20 protein-coding genes are annotated in these 17882 nt (G+C 27.9%); 13 read left to right on the top strand and 7 right to left on the bottom strand.

Annotated elements, in window-relative coordinates; translation table 11 throughout:
* Positions 1-237 precede the first annotated feature (237 nt).
* The gene (locus ABDZ71_RS11925) at positions 238-828 is read right to left on the bottom strand and encodes a DJ-1/PfpI family protein (RefSeq protein WP_343761860.1); all 591 of its coding nucleotides are present in this window, start codon (positions 826-828) and stop codon (positions 238-240) included.
* 392 nt (positions 829-1220) lie between these two features.
* On the opposite strand from ABDZ71_RS11925, the gene ABDZ71_RS11920 reads away from it, so the two are divergent.
* From ABDZ71_RS11920 to ABDZ71_RS11905, 4 genes are all read left to right on the top strand, one after another.
* Positions 1221-2102: a LysR substrate-binding domain-containing protein gene (locus ABDZ71_RS11920; protein ID WP_343761858.1), complete on the top strand. Its 882-nt coding sequence runs from the start codon at positions 1221-1223 to the stop codon at positions 2100-2102.
* A gap of 125 nt (positions 2103-2227) precedes the next feature.
* A complete protein-coding gene (locus ABDZ71_RS11915) occupies positions 2228-2596 on the top strand; it encodes a GNAT family N-acetyltransferase (protein WP_343762436.1) in 369 nt (122 codons plus the stop codon).
* A gap of 180 nt (positions 2597-2776) precedes the next feature.
* Positions 2777-4183: a hypothetical protein gene (locus ABDZ71_RS11910; protein WP_343761856.1), complete on the top strand. Its 1407-nt coding sequence runs from the start codon at positions 2777-2779 to the stop codon at positions 4181-4183.
* 129 nt (positions 4184-4312) lie between these two features.
* A complete protein-coding gene (locus tag ABDZ71_RS11905; protein ID WP_343761854.1) occupies positions 4313-5551 on the top strand; it encodes an AAA family ATPase in 1239 nt (412 codons plus the stop codon).
* Between the two features lie 297 nt (positions 5552-5848).
* Here the strand turns inward: ABDZ71_RS11905 and ABDZ71_RS11900 are convergent, their stop codons facing one another.
* The gene (locus tag ABDZ71_RS11900; protein WP_343761852.1) at positions 5849-6352 is read right to left on the bottom strand and encodes a hypothetical protein; all 504 of its coding nucleotides are present in this window, start codon (positions 6350-6352) and stop codon (positions 5849-5851) included.
* Positions 6353-6656: 304 nt separating this feature from the next.
* Between ABDZ71_RS11900 and ABDZ71_RS11895 the strand changes: the two genes are divergently transcribed.
* Both ABDZ71_RS11895 and ABDZ71_RS11890 read left to right on the top strand, forming a co-directional pair.
* Positions 6657-7109 (top strand): MarR family winged helix-turn-helix transcriptional regulator, encoded by a 453-nt coding sequence (locus ABDZ71_RS11895; protein ID WP_343761850.1) that lies wholly within the window; start codon positions 6657-6659, stop codon positions 7107-7109.
* Between the two features lie 98 nt (positions 7110-7207).
* A complete protein-coding gene (locus ABDZ71_RS11890) occupies positions 7208-8131 on the top strand; it encodes a reductive dehalogenase domain-containing protein (protein ID WP_343761848.1) in 924 nt (307 codons plus the stop codon).
* Here the strand turns inward: ABDZ71_RS11890 and ABDZ71_RS11885 are convergent.
* Together ABDZ71_RS11885 and ABDZ71_RS11880 are read right to left on the bottom strand one after the other, a co-directional pair.
* A complete protein-coding gene (locus ABDZ71_RS11885) occupies positions 8085-8531 on the bottom strand; it encodes a hypothetical protein (RefSeq protein WP_343761846.1) in 447 nt (148 codons plus the stop codon). The two genes, ABDZ71_RS11890 and ABDZ71_RS11885, sit on opposite strands and share 47 nt — an antisense overlap.
* 152 nt (positions 8532-8683) lie before the next feature.
* On the bottom strand, positions 8684-9367 hold the full coding sequence (locus ABDZ71_RS11880) for a hypothetical protein (protein WP_343761844.1): 684 nt from the start codon (positions 9365-9367) through the stop codon (positions 8684-8686).
* A gap of 213 nt (positions 9368-9580) precedes the next feature.
* On the opposite strand from ABDZ71_RS11880, the gene ABDZ71_RS11875 reads away from it, so the two are divergent.
* On the top strand, positions 9581-11245 hold the full coding sequence (locus tag ABDZ71_RS11875; protein ID WP_343761842.1) for an AAA family ATPase: 1665 nt from the start codon (positions 9581-9583) through the stop codon (positions 11243-11245).
* 92 nt (positions 11246-11337) lie between these two features.
* Here ABDZ71_RS11875 and ABDZ71_RS11870 read toward each other — a convergent pair whose 3' ends face one another.
* Positions 11338-11511, bottom strand: a complete 174-nt coding sequence (locus ABDZ71_RS11870) for a DUF2281 domain-containing protein (RefSeq protein ID WP_343761840.1) — start codon at positions 11509-11511, stop codon at positions 11338-11340.
* A gap of 267 nt (positions 11512-11778) precedes the next feature.
* On the opposite strand from ABDZ71_RS11870, the gene ABDZ71_RS11865 reads away from it, so the two are divergent.
* The 5 genes from ABDZ71_RS11865 to ABDZ71_RS11845 all read left to right on the top strand — a co-directional run bounded on the left by ABDZ71_RS11865 (position 11779) and on the right by ABDZ71_RS11845 (position 15447).
* Complete coding sequence (locus ABDZ71_RS11865) at positions 11779-12396, top strand: TetR/AcrR family transcriptional regulator (protein ID WP_343761838.1); 618 nt, start codon at positions 11779-11781, stop codon at positions 12394-12396.
* 4 nt (positions 12397-12400) lie between these two features.
* Positions 12401-13174 carry an alpha/beta fold hydrolase gene (locus ABDZ71_RS11860; RefSeq protein WP_343761836.1) on the top strand — a complete coding sequence of 258 codons (774 nt, stop codon included), beginning with the start codon at positions 12401-12403 and terminating at the stop codon, positions 13172-13174.
* Positions 13175-13225: 51 nt separating this feature from the next.
* Positions 13226-13519, top strand: a complete 294-nt coding sequence (locus ABDZ71_RS11855) for a YciI family protein (protein ID WP_343761835.1) — start codon at positions 13226-13228, stop codon at positions 13517-13519.
* 98 nt (positions 13520-13617) lie between these two features.
* Positions 13618-14442 (top strand): MerR family transcriptional regulator, encoded by an 825-nt coding sequence (locus tag ABDZ71_RS11850; protein ID WP_343761833.1) that lies wholly within the window; start codon positions 13618-13620, stop codon positions 14440-14442.
* 21 nt (positions 14443-14463) lie between these two features.
* Positions 14464-15447: a serine hydrolase domain-containing protein gene (locus ABDZ71_RS11845; protein WP_343761832.1), complete on the top strand. Its 984-nt coding sequence runs from the start codon at positions 14464-14466 to the stop codon at positions 15445-15447.
* A 220-nt stretch (positions 15448-15667) separates the two neighbouring features.
* Here ABDZ71_RS11845 and ABDZ71_RS11840 read toward each other — a convergent pair whose 3' ends face one another.
* Together ABDZ71_RS11840 and ABDZ71_RS11835 are read right to left on the bottom strand one after the other, a co-directional pair.
* On the bottom strand, positions 15668-16111 hold the full coding sequence (locus tag ABDZ71_RS11840) for a MarR family transcriptional regulator (RefSeq protein ID WP_343761830.1): 444 nt from the start codon (positions 16109-16111) through the stop codon (positions 15668-15670).
* Between the two features lie 16 nt (positions 16112-16127).
* A complete protein-coding gene (locus tag ABDZ71_RS11835; protein ID WP_343761828.1) occupies positions 16128-16694 on the bottom strand; it encodes a cyclase family protein in 567 nt (188 codons plus the stop codon).
* 379 nt (positions 16695-17073) lie between these two features.
* Between ABDZ71_RS11835 and ABDZ71_RS11830 the strand changes: the two genes are divergently transcribed.
* Positions 17074-17838 carry a MerR family transcriptional regulator gene (locus ABDZ71_RS11830; RefSeq protein WP_343761827.1) on the top strand — a complete coding sequence of 255 codons (765 nt, stop codon included), beginning with the start codon at positions 17074-17076 and terminating at the stop codon, positions 17836-17838.
* Positions 17839-17882: the final 44 nt, after the last annotated feature.

Genomic DNA, 17882 nt, shown 5'->3' with positions numbered 1-17882 from the left:
TAAAAATTGTAAAGAAAAAAATAAAATTAAAAAGTGTAAGGAAAATAGAAATTAAAAAGTGTAAAGAAAATATAAAATTAAAATAGGATGATATTTTGTAACCTAATAATAGATTTAAAAAACCTCACTTGCTTATGATAGATTTCTCTGTATCATAAGTAGGTGGGGTTTTTTATGAAATAAAGTTATATATCCCATAAAGTTGAAAATAATTCTGATTTCTTTAAGTGAGATTTTTTATTTTATAAATCCCATTAGTCTCTTTACTTTGTTTGTATTTTCTTTTGATGTAAGTAATTCTAAAAGAGTAAAGGCTACATTGAAGGCTGTAGAAGGATTGTATGAAGTTATGATATTTCTATCTATAACTATTTCTTTATGGGGAATAACATTTACACCAAAGGAAGCTAATTCTTTTTGTCTTTTTCCATCGTTAAGGCTATAGCTTGTTCCGTCTCTTCCTTTTAAAACACCACTTTTACCAATAGGAAGGGATCCAACACAAATTGAAGCGATAATCTTTCCTTGTTTGTCAAATTCTCTTATGACACGTAAAAAATCTTCACTATAGGCATCGGTATAAAAATTGGCTTCTTCAAAGCCACCAGGAATTGCTAAAGCTTCGAAATCATCTACATTTAAGTCTTTTATATTAAGCTCAGGAGTAACAGTAAAATTCCATGTGCATTTAAGAGTATCCCTTAATCCAACGGTAACTAATTTAGTACTGCCATCTCCTTCAAGATTATTCCAACCTATAACATCAGTAAAAACGCTTGCTTCAACGGCTTCAAATCCATTAGCAAGTAATAGACAAACTTTTTTCATAATAATTCCCCTTTCAAATATAAAGTGTTTACAAGGTATGTATTTCGTAATAAAATTATAGCATCACTAAGTAGTTCGGTAAAATCAAAATAAATGATAATTGTATTCGGAAATTACGATAATAGGTGTGAAAAGAGAATATATATTTGGAATTAACCATGATAGATATTAAAAAATGATGCTTACCTTGGGAATTAGCCATAATAGATTATGAAAAAATAATACCTATATTCATGGTTAGATATGACAGATATGAAATGAGGATATATATTTGAAACTAAGGATAATAGATTATAAAAATGATACTTATATTCTAAGTTAGAGATAATAAATTATGAGAAAATGATATATTTAGAATTAGGGATAATAGATTATGAAAAGAGGATAGAGAAATGGAAATTCGTAAGTTGAAGACCTTTAAAAAAGTAGTCGAGTTTAAAAGTTTTTCTAAAGCAGCTAAAGAATTAAATTATGGGCAATCTACTGTTACGGAGCATGTACAATCCCTTGAAAGAGAAATTGGAGCAGCTTTGTTTGACAGATTAGGCAAAAAGATTAGTGTAACTAGTGTAGGGGAAGAGTTATATGGGTATGTGGTTGAGCTATTAGACACTTACAATAAAATCAAAAATATTTCAGCGGATAAAGAAATTTTAAATGGACATATTTCAATAGGAGTTTCTGAATCTATCATAGTATACAGACTTCAGCCGGTGTTGTCTAAATTTAGAGAAAAGTACCCAAAGGTTAATATAACACTAATAAGTGACAATTGCTTAAGACTTAAAGAAAAGTTATATACAGGCCAAGTGGATTTAAATTTAACCCTTGAACCTGCTATAGCTAGTAAGGATTTGGTAGTAGATAAAATTAATGAAGAGCCTCTTGTTTTTATAAGCGGAGGGGAAAATAATTTGGATAAAATAAGTGCAGAAAATAAAGATGAAGTAAATAAGGAATGCTTTATTTTTACAGAAAAAGAATGTGCTATAAGAAATTTCTTGGAAAACTATTTATATAACAAGGGAATATCACCAAAAAGTACACTGGAGTTTTCAAATACTGAAGCCATAAAACAATGTGTGGTAAGTAACCTTGGAATTAGCTTATTACCTTTGATGTGCGTGGAAGATTTAATTAAAGATAAAAAAGTAAGAAGAATAGGGGAAGATGAGGAAATCAAATTTTTGATTCAATTGTCTTACCATAAAAACAAGTGGTTATCACCATTATTGAAAGAATTTATGAAATACTCTTTAGAGATGCTATCCTAATTAAAAGAGTTTATTTCTATAAGTAGTGTAGTTCACAATAGCATATTATATGAAAAATAGGAGGTTTAATAGATATGGATATAAGATATGATTCCCCATCAGCTAGGGAATATCTTTCGTTGAGAATGAAAACAGGTATGGGAAGGAAAGATTTATCTAAATCAGAAATAGCTTTGAAAAATTCATTATTTATTGTTTCTTTATGGGAAAAGGAAAAGTTGATTGGACTTGGAAGAATTGTTGGTGATGAAGGAATAACTTATGTTGTTTCTGATATTATGGTCCATCCAGATTACCAAGGCAGGGGCTTTGGTAAAATGATTATGAAAGAAATTGATTCCTATTTAGAAAAGAACACTGATAAGGATGCATATGTATGTTTGATTGCCAATAAACCTGCTGATAAACTATATTCTAAATTTGGATTTGAATATGTGCAATCAAAGGGTTGTGGAATGAAAAGAAAACAAAATTATAAACTATACAATAGCTAAATTGGAGATTTGAATTTGGTATTTGAATTTATGAGAAATAACAAATAAAATAGTAAGTAAAGTAACTATAAAAAATTAGAAGCATTTCAAATATATACGGTAACGAAAAATTAGCTTCAAACAAACATTAGATGAAAATTTTGAGTGAGTTTTATAAACTCAAAAGATTAGGGGGAGTAAATGAAAAGCATTAGCAACATTGATTTTCAACTACAAAAGAAGAGTAATCCTTGGAGTAAACCTATAAACAGCATTACCTGGGGATTTATACTTACTGTAATGGTCTTCGATTTTTTCAATTTGAAGTATATTTTATCAACCATTGGAGTAGGGCTTTTATACATAGGTTTTTATGATTTACGTAAGGAAAATAAAGAACTGAAGAATGCATGGATTTTTTCTATAATAAATTTGGCAGTGCATGCATTTGGGTTAATACATGTAAATACTCCTTTAAATGTTATTTTAAAAAATAATTTTATCATGGTATTTATTTTAACGGTTTTTCAAGTAAGTTTTCTTTTTATATTTAGAAAAGGAATAAATAAAGTCTTTGAAGAAAATGGTGTAAAACCAAGTAAAGATCCTCTTTTACGTATAATTATTTGGAGGGTTTTTATTGTGATTTTTTCCATAAAAAATCTTGGAAGTGTTTGGTTTATATCTATTCCTGTAATTATTCTTTATTTTTATAATTTTTATTTACTTAGTGAATTAAGAGAGGATTTAGCTTCTGTTGAATTTAAAAACTTAGATGAGTCTAAGGATTTTAAAAGTAAAAAACATGTTTTAGGATACACAATTGGATGTATTATTTTAGTTATAATCTGCAATTTAGGATCTAACCATATTAAATTAGATTCAACAAAATTTGTTTCTGCAAAGTCTTCAAAGTATCGAGATAAGCTAATTAATATGGGATTTCCAAAGACTATTCTTAAAGATATGGAAGATAAGGATATTAATATGTTAAAAGATGCTATACATATAGATGTTTCTAGTGAAACTTTAATGTTTGACTATACTGAAGAAAATGCGAAAGACCAGTATGGTGGATTCAAGACTATTAAAAAAGCAGGGGAAAATAATTTAAAAGCAACCTTTGTTTATGTTGAATTAAAAGACAAGCGAATGTATGGAATTGAATATTTTCAGTGGATTAAAGGTAATCCATATTGGCACGATGGATTTATAATTAGCGGGTCTGAAACTGTAGACCTTATAAGCGGAAAGTTATTATATGAAAAAGATGGGACAAACTATTTAGCAGCTATACCAAGATTAAAAAATGAGATGATTTCAGAAACTGATTGGTTTGGGATTGAAAATGAGCATAAAGAAATTACTGGGGCTGTAAACTATCCCTTTAATTCTAGTAAGCAAAGAGGGTATACTTTTTATCAAATACGTATTAGAAAAGAAGTTTGGCGTGGGAAGAATATATTTAATTATATACATTATACTAATCCATTTAGAACTTCTTATGAAGAAACAGAGAGAAAAAATTCAATGTTTAGTGATAAGAAAAGGCAGCATACTACAATGTTTAAAACTAAAGCTTGCCGTGAACATGAAGAAGAAAATTGATTTTTTCTAAGATTGAGAGAATATAATCATAAAAAATAAGCAATAATACTATACATATACGAAAAATTCGTAATTTCAATTGATTCTTATGTTTGAAATTATTATAATAGTATTAAAGAGGTGAGTATTATGCTTATTATGTTTAAAGCGAAAAATTTTACGTCCTTTAAAGATGAAGTTTTTTTAGACTTAAGAGCTACATCATATAAACAACATCCTTCTCATGTTATTAAGGCGTCAGAGGATTTAAAACTTTTAAAGACTACAGCAGTATATGGTGCTAATGCATCAGGAAAGTCTAATCTTATTTCTGCAATGTTTTTCTTTGAAAAGTATATATTTGATCAATTTATTTCTAAAAGTAAAAATGATGATCCTATTTTAAAAGAACAAAAGTTTAAAACTAGCTTAGAACCATTTATGCTTACAGATAAAATAAATGATGTATCTGAGTTTGAAATAATATTTTATTATAATAATAAACAAATACAATACGGATTTGAGTGTACTTCTTCTGAGGTTTTAAATGAGTGGTATTATATTGATGACAAAAAAGTATTTGAAAGAGATTCTAAGGTTTCCTTTGGTAAAAAATATGAAAAAGAGCTTAAAATGTATACTAAGTTTCCTAAAGAAAGGCTCTATATTTCAGTTCTTGAATATTTCTTAGATGAAGAAACAAAGGATTTAGTATTAAAGGATTTTATTGATTTCTTTGTTAAAGACTATAATGTTTATCTTGAGGTGTTCTTTGAATCTAGTGTAAAAAAAGTTACCACTAATATAAATTTAAAGAAAAAGCTTATTGATGATAAAGATTATAGAATGAAGATAGAAGGATATCTTAAGCAAATAGATGTAGGAATATCCGGATTAAAGATTGAAGATAAGGTAGTTTTTAATGATGAGACCGGGAAAGAGGAAAATAAAAAAGTTATAAAAACTATCCATAATGTTTACGATGACTCTAAAAATGTAATTGATAAAAAGTATTTTGATCTTTTCCAAGAGTCTACAGGAACACTTAGATTTTTATCTTATATACAAAATATTGTTGATATGATTGAAAACGGCGGTGTTTTTATAATTGACGAAATGTCTGCAAGATTACATCCACTTTTAACAAAATTCATTGTAGATATGTTTCAATCTAGTTCCAATAAAAGTGCCCAATTAATTTTCACAACTCATGATATTTCTTTATTAAACAAGGAACAGTTTAGACGTGATGAAGTTGTTTTCGTTGATAAGGATTTAAGAGGAGAATCCCATATATATGCACTTTCAGACCTTAAAGTTCGTGAGGATGCTACTTTTAATAAAGATTATATTCAAGGTAAATATGGTGCTATACCTATATTTAAATAAGAAAAACCAATCCATTTTTAAAGATATAAAGAAAATGAATCCTTATACAAATATGCATGAGCTAGTTGAACAGTTTATGCTTGAAATATCGGAGTAATAAAAAGAAATACTGAAACCTAAAGGTGGACTTGCTTTACTAAGTAAGATGTATGGATGTGACTTTTTATAAAGTGTACATTTTAATCTTAATGTAGAGGCATGTCCATCTTTTATGTTTACATTAGAAGTTTTGTAACAGGAACTATTCCATCAGCGTTAGATAAAGACTCTATATTATAAGATTCTGCTGGACTTATTTTATTTATAGGTATATATTTGCATTTCATTAATTAGCCATTTGTTGTTTGATTTAATTAAATCAGTTCTAATCTCACCAGTTCTATCAAAATTAAATTTTTTTGATGTACTTTTAGATGTAGCCTTATATAAGGCAGTAGCGGTAGCAGAATTACCGTTTGTTTTTATATCTTTTACTTCTTTAATTTTCATAGTGTTTATCATTTTTTCTTCTTTTCTGGTATTAATTATAAGCGGTTGGTATTTCTTTGTTATCTGATTTTTTTCATTAAATTCTTTAGTGAAATATTCACTTCCTTCTATACCTGTTGTAGTTTCATATGAAAAGTTGAAAGCTTTTTCGTATCCAGATTTAACGGCTTTTGAAATTGAAGTTTCTTCTTTATTAGGAATAGAAGATGTAGTTTTAGATATTGTTAAGCTGCATCCATTTGATAAAAACATAAAAGCAAATATAAATGTGAATGCGAATGTAAAAAGCATAATTCTTGTTCTCTTGTTCATAATCTTTAGTCTCCTTAGTGTGTTAATTACATATTTTACTATACCATATAAACATAAAATAATATACATAAAAAGGATTAAAAGTAATTTTAAGGTGGTTATAAATATATAGGGTGTTTAACTATTTTTTATAGAGAGATAATTTCAAAATAAGCATAGAGGAATATTTTGAAATTAGTTGCCTGGTATACTAATTAAAGCTATAATGATTTTAAGAACAATAATGAAATATAGCGATGAAATGAAAATGAATTAAAAAATCTTACCTTAAAAGCTAAAAAATATATTATGAAAGGATTAAATTATGAAACCAAATAAATTTGGATTATTGATTAGAGGAATAACTGCAAACGTAAATTTGTTTATTGGTTCCAAGATTGAAAAATACGGGATTAAGCAAGGCCAATTTGAATATTTCTTATTAATATATAATACACCAGGAATAAATCAATTAGAGCTTGCTAGATTAAAAAACGTGGGAAAAGCTAGTGCGACAAAGGCGCTTAAAATTTTAGAGAATGATGGTTTTGTGAAAAGAGAGATAGACAAAAAGGATAGGAGAAATACGCTTTGTTATATTACGAAAAAAGGTGAAAAGATTGTAGATGATTTAATGGATGTTAAAACCAAGGCAGAAAAGAAGTTATTTAAAGGCTTTAAAAATGAAGACATAAAAGTATTTTATAAGTATCTGATGCTTTTAAATGAAAACTCAAAGAATTTAGCCGCTGATAGTGATGAGGAAAGTTTAGACTAAATCTCAAGGGAACAAAGTAACACAGAATAAATTTTGAAAAATGGTATATAGTAAGAGATAATTTATTGATTATTTTTGCTGCAGAAAGGGAGAGGGTTATGAGTATTAAGAAAATAATGCCTAATATAAATAAACATATCGATAAAAGTAAACCATATATTAATCCCAGTGAACATGCTCATGAAGGGTTAAATGTACCTGAAATTGTTTTAAAATATGGTAGTATGAAAACAAAAGCTAAATCATTACCTAATTTATATAAATACATGTTTGGAAGCATAAAAGAAATGAATAAAACATATAAAGAGTTATATAAACAACCTAAAAACCCTTTATATAAAATAACAGCTAAAGATATGGAAGATATGAAGGCTTTGGCAAAGGAATATGGTGTAAATGACATTGGTTTTACTAAGGTAGATTCCTCTTATATTTTTAGTGATAAAAAGATTCTTTACCCTAATGCTATTGTTATTTTAATGGAAATGAAACACGATATTATAAATACTGCACCTTCAAAAAAGGCTGAAAAAGAAATCTTTAGAACTTATTATGAATTAAATGTGGCTGTTAATCGAATTAAAGATTTTTTAAATAGTAGAGGATATAATGCAGAAGCTGGGCCATCATTAGGGGGCGAAGTAAATTATCCACTTTTGGCTCAAAAAGCAGGTATAGGTGTTATTGGTAAGCACGGAATGTTAATTACACCAAAATTTGGGCCTTCATTAAGACTTGCAGCAGTTTATACAGATATAGAAAACCTTCCATTTTCAGAAGAAAATCCTCATATGTGGGTTAATGCATTTTGTGATAACTGTAATAGATGCGTAAATAAATGTCCTGCTAAAGCTATATATAAGTACCCAAAAATATTTGAAGATGGCTCAAAGAGGTGTATTGATTATAAAAAATGTGCTGTGCCTTTTTCAAAGAACAGGGGTTGTACAGTATGTGTAAAAGAATGTATGTTTTTCAAAAATGATTATAATAAAATAAAGAAAAGCTTTTTAAAAGAGTAGTTTTATTAAACTGAATACCAAAAAAGGATACTAACTTAGTATCCTTTTTTGTATGAGTTTTCCATCCATGTGTATCAACATAAATTATATAGGTTACATTTCCTTCTTTCCACTTGCAATCTAAAAAATACAATCCTGTATTATAGTCAGATATGTTTATAAGGTTATCTTTTAATATTTGACCATTGGCATTATTTCCACCAGATAAAGTAATAGTTTCAGGTTCATAATCAAAATTTAATTTTAATTGTCCCTTAGGAGATACTTTCATTCCAGGCAAAAGACTATCTAATACTTCTGTATAGCTATCAAGGGTATGTTCTTTCAGTTTTCCTCTAGATTTCCATTTATAAGAACCTTGTTTTACTTCTACATTTTTACCATTATAAGTTACAAGCAATTTTGGAATGTCTTTTCTCCCATTTATATAGATAACGCTACATATACCTATTGCCAAGATTATTAATAGACATGAATATATTATATTTTTTCTAATAGATGTATCCTCCTAGTTTAAGATTGTTTGCATTACTGAAATAGAATTTTATGTTATTAATATAAGCTTTCAACATGACTTATAGTTACAGTTTTTCTAGCATAACTATCAGCTCCAATACTGAAACCAAAGCTTATTAATTTTGAAGCAGTTAATCCTAGATTTGCTGCAGTACTAGTTTTTACTTCTACTGCACCTCTTGCGTTTAAATGAACTGTATCATTTATAAATTTAGCTTGTTTTGAAAATACATTAAAAGTATAACTTCCAGAACCTACTGCCTTTGCATAACAATCATCCTCATTAACTTGAACAAATTCTCTAGCATATGAATCAAATACATAGATTATGGCTGGAACACCAACTTCAACAAACATTCCACCACCTGCATCTACTCTTTTGTAAACCCAAGCAAAATTATGATACCCACCATATTCATCTCTATAAGAACTTCCCCAACGTATTGATCTTGGTTGAGGACGTCTAGGTAAGTCTTTTAAAGTTTCTTTATGTTTATTAATAACGTCATTTGTAATTTCTTCAGCTTTTTCTACAGATATCCCCCTTGATTTTGCAATAGCTTCACAGTATTCCTGTTTAGTAATTGATCTTATATTTTCACTCTTTTGTGGCATGTTAATAATATTCTTATCATGAGTTACCTCAGCTGCAAAAACGGTAGTATTAAATGCGAAAACTAGTAAAAATAAGTAAGTAAGTGTTTTTAATTTTCTTTTCAATTTTATCCCCCCAATATGATATGTTATTTCTATAATATATTAATATTTCTAAAATTTCAACAATTTTCTCAATTTTCCAACAAAATATGTTTTTTTATTTAAACAATGGAGTTATTTGTTTTAAATCTTTAGTAGTTAAGACATGAGCTTTAGGATATAATTATGATAATCTAAAAATTATAAATATTAGAAGGCCTAATTTGGAGGGAATGTATGGGAAAGAAGTTACCTATAGGTGTAAGTGATTTTAAAGAAGTTATAGAAGATAGTTATTACTTTGTGGATAAGAGTTTATTTATAAAAGAAGTAGTAGAAGATGGAGCAGAGGTTATTGTACTTCCAAGGCCAAGAAGGTTTGGTAAAACCTTAAACATGAGTATGGTTAGATATTTTTATGAAAACTCCTTAGATGATAACCATAATTTATTTTCCAAATTAAAGATAAATGAGTATAAAGACATTATGGATATGCAAGGTAAATATCCAGTTATATATATTACTTTTAAAGACCAAAAATATAATAGTTTTGAAAATTTTAAGATTAGCTTTGAACAATTAGTAAGAGATGAGTTTATAAGACATGATTATATTTTAGATGGAGATGTTTTAAAGGAGTATGAAAAAGATGAAATAATGTCTATATTAGAAGGCAAGGCACCTCATATTTTATATCTTGATGCACTTAGTATATTGAGTGAATGTTTATTTAGATATCATAATCAAAAGGTGGTAATTCTTATAGATGAGTATGATGTTCCTGTTCAAAGTGGACATGTAGGTGGGTATCTTGATAAAGTTATTGAAATTATGAGTATATTTTTTAGTGCTGGATTTAAAGATAATATTTACTTAGAGAAGGGTGTTTTAACTGGAATTATCACAGAAAGAAAAGAAATGCCTAATAATTTAAAAATAAGTACTTTGATAAGTAGTAGCTATAGCAGATGGTTTGGATTTTTGGATGAAGAAGTAGAGGACATGCTTAAAGCCTATAATATAGAGAATAAAATGGATGAAGTAAGAGAATTTTATAATGGCTATAGATTTGGAGATAAGGTTATATATAATCCTTGGTCTATACTAAATTTTGTGAAAAATATTAAGAACGAATTTAAACCCTACTGGGTAAATACTAGTAGTAATGATTTAGTTAAAAGACTTCTAGCTAAAGGTTCTGTGATTCTGAAAAAGGAACTAGAAGATTTAATAGAAGGAAAAACTATAGAAAAAGAAATATTTGAAGATACAGTGATGGAACAAATAGATAGGGACAGTAATACTATTTGGAATTTTTTACTTTTCACTGGATATCTAAAAGTAGTAGAGAAAAAATTAGACCGAGGCAGAATATATTGCAAACTAGCTATTCCTAATATGGAAGTTACACATTTATATAGGCATATTATACTTAAATGGTTTAGTGAAAGTAAAAACACAGAAAACTTTGATTTAATGCTTAAAAGCTTAGTTTCTGGAGATATAAAATTATTTAGTAAGATATTTAAAAATTTTGTAATTAACTCAGTAAGTTATTTTGATATATCAGGAAAAGAAAGTGAAAAAGTATATCATTCTTTTGTACTTGGAATGCTTGTGGCTCTTTCAGATAGTTATAGAGTTAAATCTAATAGAGAAAGTGGCTTTGGACGATATGATATTATGATTATTCCAAGGGATAAAACTAAATTAGCAGTAATTATAGAATTTAAAAAAGTGAATAACATTAGAAAAGAATCTTTAGAAGAAGCAGTAGAGAAAGCTTTAACTCAGATAAAAGATAGAAATTACAAAGCAGAACTTTTAGATAGAGGAATCAAAGACATAATAGAACTTGGAATAGCATTTGAAGGTAAAAAGGTTTTGATTAAAAAAGACTAGAAAAACTAAATAGTAGATAACAAATAAATTAAAGCATAAGCTGCATCTTAATTGATTTAGCTTATGCTTTTAAAATTCTAAGCTTATCATCTTCATTTAGATAACTCCTTTAGAGCCTCATTGTTTTCTTCTATAAATTGATCAACTAATTCCTTTTGCTCTTTTGTATTTTTTACTTTTAAATATTCTGCAAAGTCAATAACCTCAGATAACATATCTTCAGTCATATCTCTAGATATTTCCATAAGTTTTTGTGCTAAAGTCATAAAAATCACTCCTTTTTATTAAAGATGAGGTTATATATAGTATTTACATTTGGCCTATAATAATACTTTATCATATACAATTAAGACTTACAATATGTGTATATCCTAGCGTGAAAATAATATCATATTAATCTGTTTTTAAGACGTAGTATCATCTAAAAATGCTTTAACAGAAAGAAGTTAAATAACCCAATAAAAGATTATTGACAAGGGTTAAAAAGGATGGTAGTATAATAGAAACCGAACGGTCTCTAAAGGAGGTAAAGTATGAAAAATACTTTTTATAGATTATCAGAAGAAAAGAAATTGAATCTTATTAATTCATGCATAAAGGAGTTTTCAAAGAATACTTACGATAACACATCACTAAATAGCATTATAAAGCAGGCCAAGATTTCAAAAGGTGGCTTATTTAAGTATATTGAAGACAAAAGAGATTTGTATTTATATATAATAACCCTAATAATGAAGGATATTATAGAATATCAATCAAGGAATGTGGATATGAGTATAAGATGCTATTTTGATAGACTTAATGGATTATTAGATTGTGGATTTGATTATTATAAAAATCATGAATTAGAATTTCGTGTAATGTTAAATGCTTTCTATGATTTGTCATCACCCTGTCATAAAGATGTTATGGCAATAAGAAAAGACCTTATTAAAAAATATCAACTGGATTTATTAAAAGACATTGATTGGTCACAGTATAAAGAAAATAAGGAAAATATACTAAAAATATCAGAGTACATAATTGATGGATATAATCTTGCTTTTATAAGGAAATTAGATTTGAATTATTCCCTTGAAGAGCTGGAAAAAGTTATGAAAAGTGATTTGGATTTGGTTATAAATACTATTAAAATTGCTGTGAAAGGATGATATGATGATTAAGTATAGTGTGGCAGGAAATGTAAAGGGAGATCTTATTGTTTTTATTAATGGTGCAGGGGTAGGCCCTTGGATGTGGGATAATCAAGTTAAATATTTTACAAGTAAAAAGTGCATAACATTTGATTTACCAGGACATGGAGTAAACAATGATATGGAGTTTACCACTATAGAAGATTGTTCCATGCTAATTAAGAAAATTATATTAAAAGAATCAGAATCAAAGAAAGCAATATTAATAGGTCATTCAATAGGAGCTCAGATATTAATGTTTATGTTGGAGCATCATGAGGAAGTTGTTCACAAGGCCATAATTATAAGCGGACTTAATAAAAAGATGCCTTTCGTTAATGGAATGATAAAGCCGATGGTTGCTTGTACAATGCCCTTAGCTAAGTTAAAAAGCTTTTCAAAGGTTCAATCAAAGCAATTAGCAATACCAGATAGCATGTTTGACGACTATTATAAAGATTCCTTAAAAGTATCAAAAGAAACACTTAGCCACATTTTATATGAAAATTCCAATTATAGTTTTGAAAATAAGTCAAAGGTTAAGGTAGATACATTGATATTAGTAGGTGAAAATGAAAAAAAGATTATGAAAGAGTCAGCAATTAAGAACAAAGCTTTATTAGAAAATAGTGTAGGTTATATTGTTAAAAATGCTGCTCACGGGATACCCTACGAGCAAAGTGATTTGCTTAATTGTGTAGTTGAGTCCTTTATTAATGGGAAAGAAATAGTTTATGATAATCTTATAGAATTGTAGGAATATACTGTGTTTAGTCTAGTTAATAAAAAATTTGAAGGAGTGACTGAAATGAAAAAAGGGGACAAATTATTTGTAAGAGTTGATTATAAAATTTCAGAAGGTAAAACTAGTTCAAAGGATTTTAATGATCATATTGAATATTTAAGCGGCGTGGCATCTGAGAGGTATTTTGTTGGTGGTGGATTTTCTAATAAACCTGGTGGAATGATGATTTTTAAAGCAAAGGATATAAAAGAAGCTAAAGAAATTGTAGATAAAGATCCTATGATAAAAAGAAAATTGTATAGATATGAGTTGTTTGAATGGGATTTAGCAATTGTTTCAGGGAAAATGGAAATATAGGATAGGCTTTTTATAAGTGTGATTGACTTTAACCTTAGGTAAAGCTTTATTGTTGTACTTGAGGATGAGTGAATTTGAAAGGAGAATAGATTAGATTTATGCTTTCAATTGGAGAGTTTTCGAAGATATGTCAAGTGTCTACTAAGACCCTTAGGTATTATGCAGAGATTGGTTTAATTAATCCAGAAAAAATCAACCGTGAGAATGGGTATCGATATTATTCTATAAATCAGTTAGAAAGAATGCTTTTTATTAATCGTTTAAAAAGTTATGAAATTTCATTAGAAGAAATAAAAGCTATTTTACAATCAGAAAAGGATCAGTTTGAAGAAAAATTAATACTTCTTTTAAATAAAAAGAGGTGGGAGATTCAAGAAAAGTTAACAGCCTATGATAGGATGGTTAAACAACTAGGCAATGACATGGAAAATCTAAAAAAGGGCGAACCGATACTTAATAATTTAAAAGATTTGGATATTAAGCTTGTAGAAGTGCCGGCTATGTATATTTTATCAATTAGAAAATTAGTAAGCATAGAAGAATGTAAATTAGGATATGACCTGTTTTTTAATCAATTGTATAAGAAAATAGCGGAAGAGGGACTTACAATCATAGGACCGCCAATGACAATATACCATAGTGAGGAATATTTATCTGAAGGGTACGATATTGAATTTGCAATTCCAATTAAAGAATACGCAACGGGCACAAAGGATTTTAACCCTGGATTATGTATTAAAACTAGACTTAAAGGATCTTACTCAGAAATCACTTCAGTATATGCAAAGCAGCATGAATGGCTAGAGAAGGAAAAATTTTGTACTGCAAAACCTCCTTTTGATGTTTATATAACAAATCCTCGTGAAATTAAAAGGCCGGAAGATTTTATAACAGATATATATTTACCGGTGAAAAAGATTTAATTTATGTGAGGGGTTAATAACATGGTTAAAAAAGAATGTTTTTATGATAATTTAGAAAAGTTAATAGAAAAGGAATATAAGAATATAGCGGGAATCGTGGCTTTAAAAGATGATAAGGTGATTTATGAAAATTATTTCAATGGGCATAAAAAAGAGGATACCATCCATGTAGCTTCCGTAACCAAAAGCGTGTTATCTGCACTTATAGGAATTGCTATTGATAAAGGATTTATAAAGAGTGTAAATGAAAAAATAGCAGGATTTTTCCCTGAATATGATAGTGAACTTAAAGATAAGAAAAAGAGAGACGTAACTATAAAACATCTTCTTACAATGACAGCGCCTTATACTTATAAGATAGAACCTTTTAAAGAATTGTGCCTTAGCTCTGATTGGGTAAAATATGCCCTCGGTTTATTAGGTGGTAAAGATGAGAGCGGTACTTTTAAATATTCTACAGCAGGAGCCCACTTATTATCTGCAATACTTACAAAAACCACAGGAAAAACAGCAAGAGAATTTGCAAATGAACACCTATTTGAGATGGTGGGAATGAATAAGTTACCTAATTATGAAATGACTTCTGAAAACTATATGGATTTTATTAATAGCAAAAATATCTTAGGATGGGTATCTGACCCTAAAGGATACAGCACCGGTGGCTGGGGAATTACTTTGTCAGCAGTTGATATGGCTAGATTTGGAAATCTTTATTTGAATCATGGGAAATGGAAAGGAAAACAAATTATATCCCCTAAATGGATAGATGAAAGTACAAAAGAACATAGTCGATGGGACAAGTTAGCATATGGTTATTTGTGGTGGATTATTGATGATAAAGAACATGTCTATGCAGCTTTAGGGGATGGAGGCAATGTGATTTGCTGCATGCCAGAAAGAAATATAGTAATTTCTATTGTTTCTGAATTTATGTTTAAACCAAAAGATAGAATGGAATTAATAAAAAACTATATACTGCCATTGCTAAAGAAAAAGAGCAAGTAAGAGTTTTAAAAGATTTATTTTATATAAGATGGATATTTAAACCTATCTTAGGTCTTTATTTAAAAGATTTAGGATAGGCTTTTTAGTTGCTGTAAATATTTTACATATAAAAACAGATTTTTTACGGAAACTACATTTTAGTTAATAGGTTACAGTAATGTGGAGTGGGTGATTAAGAGTAGGGTAGGGTTTATTTTGTTATAGTATACCTTTTGTATACCTATATCAACTTATCTTTTAAGTCATCTTTTAAAACATCTAAAAATTTTGCTATTATATGCTTTTCTGTTTCTGTAAATGCATTAAATAATTTACTATCCCTTTTTAGGGATTCTTCATGATTTTTTTCATGCTTTATAAATATTTTCTCACCACTTTTAGTTAGTGTAAAATATTTTTCTTTTTTATTTTCTGCTATTTTATATTCACTTATATATCCTTTGGATATTAATTTTTTAGTCATTTTGGTAGCGCCTCCTCTTGTTATATTTAAGTTAGAGGAGATACTTGTTACATTTGGATTGGTGTTTCTTTTTATATAATCTATAGTGTGAACTTCATTTATATTTAATCCATTATAGATATCTTGAAAGCTTTTTTTGTTCATTTCTTGAGATAATTGAATTATATCTATAAGTTTTTTTAAAATATCCTCATTTTTCATAAAAGTTCCTCCTTTTTTATTCAACTATAACTCTAGTAGCTAATCCTGTAGAAAGAGGATTGTTTATCCATATAGTGTATACATCAAATTTATTGCCATTATTATATTTTAACTTACTTAAATCTAGATTTTCTATTATATATGTTTTATTTTTCTCAGCTTTTATATCAGCTTGAAAATGTTCTTTTCCTCTTCTTATTCCAGCACAGTCTATTCCTATAAAACTAACATTTTTATTTATAAGGAAATCAATAAGCGTCCAACTTAATTGGTAGTGATTATTTATATAAACATCGCTTCCATAGGGATTATTTTCTTGTATATTTGTTTTAAACATAACAAAATCATTTTGCCTTATAGTAATATTCTCTAAAATGTCTAAATCTATTTCTTCATTTAAATTATAGTTTGAACAATCTATTAAAATACCTTTTGTTTTAATGTAGTCTTCTGGTATATCACTTTTTTTATATACATCTATATGAGTTCCTATATGCCCTTGTGAAATTAGTTTATTATTTTGTGATTTTAGCCAATCCCATACTTTATGATCTCTTTTTAATTTTATACTTATATCTATCATATTATTTTCCTCCTATTGTTTACTAGTTAACAATATTGTAAATTATTTTTGTTTACTTGTCAACAATTTAAGAAGATATATACAATTTATGTCTAAGATATCTTTATTATTTATTTAGAAATAAAATTAGGTGATATTAGTATAAAAACATTTAACTTTAGCTTTAGGGTAATTAGCACAATTCATTAAATAATAACAATAAATAAAGACCTTACCTAACGATGTTGATTTATAAATTGCTTTTATTAAATTTAGAGGTAGCTATTGAAAAGTATGAAGGGGATAAATTTTTAAAACTAAACAAGAAACAAATAAACACTCCACTATATCACCAGACTTTTTATAAGTGTTATCATAATGACATGGAGGTTAAAATAGTATGGATAAGACATATAAGACAGGGGAAGTAGCTAAAAGAGTTGGGGTACATTCTAATACTGTACGTTTGTATGAAAAGCTTGAATTAATACCAAAGGCTAGTAGATTACCAAATGGTTATAGAATATTTACTGACTATCATATAAAGCAGTTTAAACTTGCTAGAACTGCCTTTAAAGTAGAGGTGCTGCAAAATGGGCTTAGAAAGAAAATAATTAATGTTGTTAAGTTATCTGCCAAGGGGAAATTTAAAGAAGCAATTAACTGTACAAATGATTATATAAATCAAATAAAAAAAGAGAGAAAAAATGCAGAAGAAGCCATAAAACTTTCAAAGAAGCTTTTATTAGGGATAGATACTAAAGATAATCATATATTTTTTACAAGAAAGCAAACTGCAGACTATCTACAGGTTACAATTGACACATTAAGAAATTGGGAGATGAATGGTTTACTTACTGTTAAGAGAAAGCAGAATGGATATCGAGTTTATACTGAAAGTGATATTAATATATTTAAAATAATACGTACTCTGCGTTGTGCTAACTATTCCCTTTCAGCAATTTTAAGAATGATTAATGCCATATCAGAAAGTAAGGAAATTGATATTAAAGAGGTAATCAATAAACCAAAAGATGATGAAGAAATTGTTACAGCATGTGATAAGCTTCTTACTTCCTTAAGTTATGCAGAAAAAAATGCAAATAGTATATTGAATCAATTAGTATTTATGAAAAATGAATTTAATATAAACTCTACACCTTAACACCAGACTTTGTGATGGTGTTATTCTTTTATCAAAAGGAGGGG

The organism is Clostridium oceanicum (assembly GCF_039521385.1).
In the GTDB taxonomy this organism is placed as follows: Bacteria; Bacillota; Clostridia; order Clostridiales; family Clostridiaceae; genus Clostridium_F; species Clostridium_F oceanicum.
The sequence above is the reverse complement of the archived record's forward strand: the minus strand, read 5'-3'. Positions and strand labels throughout refer to the sequence as shown.

What these genes read in the sequence shown, in the direction of transcription:
- ABDZ71_RS11925 (WP_343761860.1), bottom strand. Translation starts at nt 828, where the DNA reads ATGAAAAAAGTTTGTCTATTACTTGCTAATGGATTTGAAGCCGTTGAA.
- ABDZ71_RS11920 (WP_343761858.1), top strand. Translation starts at nt 1,221, where the DNA reads ATGGAAATTCGTAAGTTGAAGACCTTTAAAAAAGTAGTCGAGTTTAAA.
- ABDZ71_RS11915 (WP_343762436.1), top strand. Translation starts at nt 2,228, where the DNA reads ATGAAAACAGGTATGGGAAGGAAAGATTTATCTAAATCAGAAATAGCT.
- ABDZ71_RS11910 (WP_343761856.1), top strand. Translation starts at nt 2,777, where the DNA reads ATGAAAAGCATTAGCAACATTGATTTTCAACTACAAAAGAAGAGTAAT.
- ABDZ71_RS11905 (WP_343761854.1), top strand. Translation starts at nt 4,313, where the DNA reads ATGCTTATTATGTTTAAAGCGAAAAATTTTACGTCCTTTAAAGATGAA.
- ABDZ71_RS11900 (WP_343761852.1), bottom strand. Translation starts at nt 6,352, where the DNA reads ATGAACAAGAGAACAAGAATTATGCTTTTTACATTCGCATTCACATTT.
- ABDZ71_RS11895 (WP_343761850.1), top strand. Translation starts at nt 6,657, where the DNA reads ATGAAACCAAATAAATTTGGATTATTGATTAGAGGAATAACTGCAAAC.
- ABDZ71_RS11890 (WP_343761848.1), top strand. Translation starts at nt 7,208, where the DNA reads ATGAGTATTAAGAAAATAATGCCTAATATAAATAAACATATCGATAAA.
- ABDZ71_RS11875 (WP_343761842.1), top strand. Translation starts at nt 9,581, where the DNA reads ATGGGAAAGAAGTTACCTATAGGTGTAAGTGATTTTAAAGAAGTTATA.
- ABDZ71_RS11870 (WP_343761840.1), bottom strand. Translation starts at nt 11,511, where the DNA reads ATGACTTTAGCACAAAAACTTATGGAAATATCTAGAGATATGACTGAA.
- ABDZ71_RS11865 (WP_343761838.1), top strand. Translation starts at nt 11,779, where the DNA reads ATGAAAAATACTTTTTATAGATTATCAGAAGAAAAGAAATTGAATCTT.
- ABDZ71_RS11860 (WP_343761836.1), top strand. Translation starts at nt 12,401, where the DNA reads ATGATTAAGTATAGTGTGGCAGGAAATGTAAAGGGAGATCTTATTGTT.
- ABDZ71_RS11855 (WP_343761835.1), top strand. Translation starts at nt 13,226, where the DNA reads ATGAAAAAAGGGGACAAATTATTTGTAAGAGTTGATTATAAAATTTCA.
- ABDZ71_RS11850 (WP_343761833.1), top strand. Translation starts at nt 13,618, where the DNA reads ATGCTTTCAATTGGAGAGTTTTCGAAGATATGTCAAGTGTCTACTAAG.
- ABDZ71_RS11845 (WP_343761832.1), top strand. Translation starts at nt 14,464, where the DNA reads ATGGTTAAAAAAGAATGTTTTTATGATAATTTAGAAAAGTTAATAGAA.
- ABDZ71_RS11840 (WP_343761830.1), bottom strand. Translation starts at nt 16,111, where the DNA reads ATGAAAAATGAGGATATTTTAAAAAAACTTATAGATATAATTCAATTA.
- ABDZ71_RS11835 (WP_343761828.1), bottom strand. Translation starts at nt 16,694, where the DNA reads ATGATAGATATAAGTATAAAATTAAAAAGAGATCATAAAGTATGGGAT.
- ABDZ71_RS11830 (WP_343761827.1), top strand. Translation starts at nt 17,074, where the DNA reads ATGGATAAGACATATAAGACAGGGGAAGTAGCTAAAAGAGTTGGGGTA.